This is a genomic window from Victivallis sp. (genome assembly GCF_048170485.1).
Lineage (GTDB): Bacteria > Verrucomicrobiota > Lentisphaeria > Victivallales > Victivallaceae > Victivallis.
This window is the reverse complement of the sequence record NZ_DBEXAY010000135.1, coordinates 1-6223: the sequence shown is the minus strand read 5'-3', so window position 1 is coordinate 6223 and position 6223 is coordinate 1. Positions and strand designations below refer to the sequence as shown.

Annotated in this window: 4 protein-coding genes; 1 reads left to right on the top strand and 3 read right to left on the bottom strand. The window is 61.0% G+C overall.

Annotation, left to right across the window (positions count from 1 at the left end; translation table 11 throughout):
• A partial coding sequence (locus ACMLHG_RS07340) for a hypothetical protein (RefSeq protein WP_417170075.1) occupies window positions 1–206 on the bottom strand: 206 nt, incomplete at its 3' end.
• A gap of 747 nt (window positions 207–953) precedes the next feature.
• On the opposite strand from ACMLHG_RS07340, the gene ACMLHG_RS07335 reads away from it, so the two are divergent.
• Window positions 954–1880, top strand: a complete 927-nt coding sequence (locus tag ACMLHG_RS07335; protein ID WP_417170074.1) for a hypothetical protein — start codon at window positions 954–956, stop codon at window positions 1878–1880.
• Window positions 1881–1896: 16 nt separating this feature from the next.
• Here ACMLHG_RS07335 and ACMLHG_RS07330 read toward each other — a convergent pair whose 3' ends face one another.
• On the bottom strand, window positions 1897–4731 hold the full coding sequence (locus ACMLHG_RS07330) for a family 78 glycoside hydrolase catalytic domain (RefSeq protein WP_417170073.1): 2835 nt from the start codon (window positions 4729–4731) through the stop codon (window positions 1897–1899).
• 162 nt (window positions 4732–4893) lie between these two features.
• Window positions 4894–5982 carry a glycoside hydrolase family 172 protein gene (locus tag ACMLHG_RS07325; RefSeq protein WP_417170072.1) on the bottom strand — a complete coding sequence of 363 codons (1089 nt, stop codon included), beginning with the start codon at window positions 5980–5982 and terminating at the stop codon, window positions 4894–4896.
• Between the last annotated feature and the right edge of the window lie 241 nt (window positions 5983–6223).

The window sequence follows — 6223 nt, the reverse complement described above, 5'->3', positions numbered from 1 at the left end:
CGGTCCAGCGCGTCATACTCACGGGCAATCTTCCGGTCTACCTTCTCCTCTCCACGGTATTTCGACAGTATTTCACGCAGCAGCCCGGTCTCGTCGTACACATAATCGGTCAGCTGATTCGCCGCGGAAAGACAGTACCGGGGGCGGAAAATCTCGGCTTCTGCGGAACGCGGTCGGGGCGGAGGCGGATATTCGAGCTTCCGCAAGGGGTTGATGCTCGCGGGAGCTGGAGGGCCGGGCGCCCTCCAGACCTCCCCGCCCGTGAGAAAACCCAAGTCGGTTGATACGAATCCGCACGCGGCCCTCGCGGGCCTTACTTGTCGGGCTTCGCCCGCCAACTCCTCAGTCGCCGGAGCGGCTCCGCTCGACTCCGTTCGACTGCGTCGCAATCGCTCCTTGCTGCTTTGCGAAACGCAAAGCAGTCCTCGCACATGCGCTCGCGGCGCTTACCGCGCTTGTACCCGTGAGAAGGCCGGGGCGCGGTGGAAATTCCACTCGCGGCGCTTGCCGCGCTTGGGCACGTGACAAGGCCGGAATGCCGTGGAAATTCCCCTAGCAGTGTAAAAAAAACGCCGGCCGAAGTATGGGGGGATTCGGCCGGCGCCCGTCCGCCCAGGGAAGAAGCGGACGGAACCGAACGCCGGGAAAGCGTCCGGTCGGGAGAAGGGAAAAAGGGAAATCTTATCATCAGGTTTTCACCTGAAACTCTTCAATCAACCCCGATCCTGTCAGATCGATATTTTATTATCTAATGCACAATATAATATCGATCGAAATTTTTTCAACTCATTCGATAAAAAAAGATCGAAGTTTTTTGTATTTCTGCCGGATTCTCCGGAAAAACCGCTGTTCCATGCCGTTTTTTAATTCGGAAAACTGGAAAAATCCATCGCGATGAGGTATCTTATATCCGTCAATAGAAAACAGAAATCCAGAACGGGCAGAAGTTCTCCATGGACGACAACGATTCGGAACTTGATCTTTTCAGCTTTCTTCAGCCGGAACCGGAGCCGGAGCCGGAACCAGCCCCGGAGCCAGAGCCGCAAAAACCGGCGCCGGAAGATATCTCTCCGGAGCCGGTCACTCCTCCGCCGGCACCGAAGTCCGGGCTGACCCACTCCGAACTGCAACAGCTTGCCCTGGGGTTTCTCTCCTCGCTCAATCCGGATGCGGTCGCCATTCAGGTCCCGGCCCGCTTCCGGAAATATCAGGTGACGGCCGCCGGCTTCTGGCGGGGAGAAGGCCGCGGCTACCGCAATGTCGAACGGACTGCGGTCGTCGTGCTTTATGAGCGCTTCGAACACTGCTTCTCCGACTGCGCCGACAGTGACGCCCGGCTCGCCGCAATTCACGCCCTGCGCGAGGAAAAGGAACGGCTCGAAGAGGAAATCCGCCGCACCGAACCGGAACTCGGCTCCACCGACGATCTCTTCAGCGAATTCCGCCAGTGGGACTACGCCTCCAGCCGGAATCCGGAATACCGCAAACTGCGCCGGAAGTTGGAGAAACTCCTCCACGCACTCCATCAAGGCAGCCGCCTCGAACATATCCGGAGAACCGGTGTGGCCGACCTCTGCTATCTCGCCGTGCCCGAAGGGCTCGTCGCTCCCGACGAAATCGCTTCCGGATGGGGGCTGGTCTACCTCGGGCAGGACCGCAGTTTCCGGCTCGCCCGCGAAGCGGAACAGCAGAGCATCGCCACGCAGGAAGGGCGCCAGATCCTCGCGCAGAATATCGCCGTGGCCGCCTCTCAAGCCGTGCTCTTCGCCTCCGGCATCGATCACAGCCGCTCCGGCAGAATCCTCTACCGTCGTCCGCCCCGGCGCAAAGCGCGCCTCCGGCCGGCAGTTCCGCCGGACGCCACCGCTCCGGCGGACTGATTCCGGGCAGAAAACTCTACGCCGACGGCAAACCCGGCGCGCTGTGAACGATGTTCAGCGTGACCTCCATGTCACAGGTCGTGTCGTTGGCCTGAAACTCCACCTCGACCCCTTCCGGAACTTTGACGTGGATCGCCAGTGACCGGCCCGATTTCTCCCAGCGCACTTCGATCCGGCCATGCACGGTCGGACGGGTTCCCGCGGCGTACTCCAGCCCGCTCACCCGCGGACTGATCCGGAAACGCCGGCCGCCAATCCCCTCCGGCACGATCCCCAGCACCAGCCGGGGCAGATAGTAGAGCGGCGCCGCCGACCAGCCGTGGCAGTGGCTCCGGGTCGGGAAGTCGCCGACGTGCGAAAACGCCCGCGCGTAGGTCTCCCATACCGTCGACGCACCGGCTCTCAGCATCGGCCGGTAGTCCCGCCGGATCGCATCGACGATCTCCCCCGGCACCCCCAGCTTCTCCAGCGCCTCGTAAAAGTAGAGCGATGCGAAAGGCGACGCCACCGGAATCAGCTCCGAACGCGGCGAAAGCACGTTGGTCCTCACCTCCGCCTGATGCGCCGCCAACGCCACATCGTAGATCACCGCCAGCATACTGGTGTGCACGCTGACATCCTCCGAGGGGCGGCCGTTCTCATCGATGGAGTCCGGCCAGGCGAGCTTGCGTGCATCCCACGCCCGGTTGACCGCTTCGGCCAGCGCGGCGCGGAACTCCCGCCAGTGCGCCACCTCGTCCGGCTGCTCCTCCAGCGCCTCCCCGAGCTTGATTGCCGCATCCAGCGCCCCGATGAGGAAAAGCGAGTTGTAGATCATGATCCGGAATTCGCACTTCGTCCGGCTCCAGTCGAAGAGGTTCCAGGCCGGGCAGGAGAACAAACCGGTTCCGGAATCGATCATCGATTCAGCTCCGGCGAGGTTCTTCGCCATCATCGGCCGGACTTCGCGGACAAACTCAAGATCCCCCGTCTCCTCGTAGTAGTCGAATATGGAGATCACCCACATGAAACTCCACGCCGGAATGATGTTGTCCCAGCTCGACGGCACCTGACTGCCGACCAGCGGCAGCCGGTCGAGCGACTGCCCCGCCAGCCGGATGCAGCGCCGCACCAGATCGTAGGCGCCGAAACAGCTCATCGCGAACAGCGATTCACTGCGGGCATCCCCCACCCAGAGGGTCTGTTCGTACAGCGGGCAGTCGGTGAAGGTGTCCTCCATGCACAGTTTGAGTGTGCGTCGCGAAATCTCGTAGACCTTCTCCAGTTCGAGATCGTTGCAGCGGAACGTCCCCTCCTCCACCACCGGGTAGGTCGATTCCACCAGCCGCAACGATTGAATCCGTACCGGAGCGGTCATCCGGCGCAGCGTGACGAAGAGATACCGCCCTCCCCGCCGCTGAAAACTGGTGAAGCGGTTCCACCCTTCGCGGCAGATGTAACGCATCGAATGGCGGTAGTGAAGACCGGTGTGCTGAATCCGCCCGGTTTCCGAGATGTATTCCGAAACCGAAAGATCGACCACCGTCCCGGCGGGGGCGACGAGCGCAAAGTTCCAGTACCCGATGTTCTCCTCGCCCAGATCGCAGCAAAGCTCGATATCCCGCCCTTCGACCGGATGAATCACCGTCATGCGGTCGTCGGGATAGATCAGATTTTCCAGATGTTCCACATCGCCGGCGTGCAACTGCTCCGCCCGGCGGCACTCAAAGGAGAAGTGGCAGGCGGCGTCGGTCAGCTCCTCCTCCTTCAGCGGGCGGGCCGACGGCCAGAGCTTGCGGAACTCCTCGAAGTTCCGGCAGCGGAGCGCCTTCGCCCGTGCCTCTTCATACGCCTTTCGGCGCGTCTGAAATTCGGTGCTGGCCCAGGGGAAAGGCAGATCCGGCAGCAGTACGGCCAGATCCCGCAGTTCGGCAATGGTGCAGTTGGCAATGCGGCCGCGGTCGATTCCGGATTCCGGATAGAACCCGATCGCCTGAAAATTGCTGTGTCCGGAGAGATTGTCCACGCCGAACACCAGGAAGTTCCGGCCGCGCCGCAGCTCAATCCGCCCCTCCTTCGCCACGACGCCGTTCGCGGAAACCTGAATGTTGAGCGCCGCAATCGGAATCTCCTGCTCCTCCGGCGAATCGACCTCGAACGCGACGAAACAGGGCAGGATGTTGGTTGTCTGAACGGAAATATCTCCGGGGAAAAGAATCCGCTGTGGAGCGATTCCGATCGTGACCAGTTCCGGCATCACCCGGTGCGCGCTCTCGACCCGGCGGAGCAGCGCCTCGCGCCGGGTCAGCGGCGGACAGTCGCGCGGTGCGAGATTTTTCCACGGTCCGGCCTCCGCGGCGCAGACGATCGAAGCGTTCTTCCAGTCGAAATTCCGGTGGACCGACGCATCGAAGCATTCGAACGGCGGCTGCTGAATCGAGATCGGCGGCGTATTCTCCACCCACTGCGGCAGCGGCGCGGCGAACCAGTTCGAATCGGTGACAAGCGTCTCCACCACGCCATCTGCCATGGTCATCTCCAGCTGGGCGAGAAATCCGGCCCGCTGCGGCAGCTGGTGAAAGTTGCCGCAACCGAAGTAACGGACCACCGCCTCGATCTGGTTGGCCCCGTTGCGGAGCACGCCGGCAAGATCGTAGAGATCGTACCGGGTGTGCCCGGGATAACTGCGCCCCGGCCCGTCGCCGAGCCACTGCCCGTTGACCTTGAGCCGGTAACTGCTGTCGGCGCAGACCGCGAGATGCGCGTCGGCCGGAACGGCCTCCAGACGGAAATCCCGCCGGAAAATGGAACAGAGATTATAGCCGCGTCCGTCCCCGTCGTCGGACCAGATCCAGTTGGCGGAAATATTCATCGAAAAAACTCCCCGAAATGGTGTGCAGATTTCTATCGCATGATTTCTTGAAAATACACCGGAGAACCTCCGTTTTCAAGAGAAAACCGCAAAATCTTTTTCCGGAAAACACGCCGTTCCCCGGGGAGTGCGACGGTTCCCGCCGAACCGGAACTTCTGCCGTCAGACGAGCTCCAGCTCGTCCACCGTCGGCAGTTTCGGGAACGGCGCCGTCGGCAGTGTCTGGTACCAGAACACCGTCGAAGCGATGTCGTCGCGCAACGGCAGGTAACGGCCGCCCGAACGCCAGCCGAGCGCCTGAATCGTGACCCGCAGCTGCGATTCAAACCGCACCGGATCGGTGATATGCCAGCGGTAGAGCCCGAAGCGCTGCTGAGAGCGATACAGCCCATCCGGTTCGATCACCTGCGGCAGGCCGGAATAGGGCGTGCAGAAGGTCTGATAGCGGCGGGTCTGGCGGTTTTCAAAGTTGTAGGAGCCGCAGAAGTAATCCTCGGTGCCGGTGCCGCAGATGGTGGGGTATTCCCCGTCGTCATCGAGGTAGAACTTGATCTCCCCCTCGCCCCACCAGCCGCTGCTGTGCGTCCCCCACACAAGATAGGTTCCGACGTAGTGTCCGGCGCCGTAGATGTCGTCGAGCAGCGTGTGCACCTCTTTCTCGGGCAATGGATTGCTGCGCCGGAACTGCGCGTGGAAATAGGCGCACTCCTCCGGCACTTCGGTCAGCGTATAGTTGATCTGATAGTAGATCACCATCGGTTCGGCATGGCGGTTCTCCAGCGTAATCCGGCAGCGGGTGCGGAAAGGCATCTCCCAGTAGCAGTTGAAGGCGCTCCCCGGATTGTGGCAGACCATCAGGCTCGACAGCTGGAAGAAATCGCCGCCCATTCCGTGACAGAAAAAATCTCCGGCGGGAACTTCGACCGAAGGCTGCTCCTGATTGTCCCAGTAAAAGCGGAGAATGGCACTGCGGAAGGTCTCATCGCCGCCGCGAAGCGTCATCCAGATCTGTTGAATCGCGCCCGAACCCTCGATATCCGCCAGCGTCAGCGTCTCCCCCGGGGCAATGTTGAGGGAGGGCGAGATTTTCCAGCCGGGGCCGAGATCCCGTGCGGCGCAGGAGCCGGTTCCTTCGACGGCCCGGGCCCCGCCGCCCGCGGCTCCGGTCGGATTTTCCGGTGAGATGGAGCGGCTTTTCGCGCGGGACAGACGGGAGAGATTGCCGGGATTCATGCCGAGACCGTTGAACATTGTTTCCTCCGTTTTTCTTTTGACATGAGCAGGTCATATATGTATATTATACCGGAAGGAAAGCGCTTTTTATATGGACGGAACCATGATTTTTTTACACTGCCGTCCCATAATTCTTTGAAATCGTCATTCTAACCACCCTATTTGAGCCTGAGTTGATTGTTTTTTAAAATTACCCATTTCCGGTTTTTCCTTTTCGTTGAGTTGGATTATAGTTGTGCGAATCCTGGTAAATATGCCT

Bases quoted from the DNA above. Each gene is read 5' to 3' on its own strand.
- ACMLHG_RS07330 (WP_417170073.1), bottom strand. From the start codon at position 4,731: ATGAATATTTCCGCCAACTGGATCTGGTCCGACGACGGGGACGGACGC.
- ACMLHG_RS07335 (WP_417170074.1), top strand. From the start codon at position 954: ATGGACGACAACGATTCGGAACTTGATCTTTTCAGCTTTCTTCAGCCG.
- ACMLHG_RS07325 (WP_417170072.1), bottom strand. From the start codon at position 5,982: ATGTTCAACGGTCTCGGCATGAATCCCGGCAATCTCTCCCGTCTGTCC.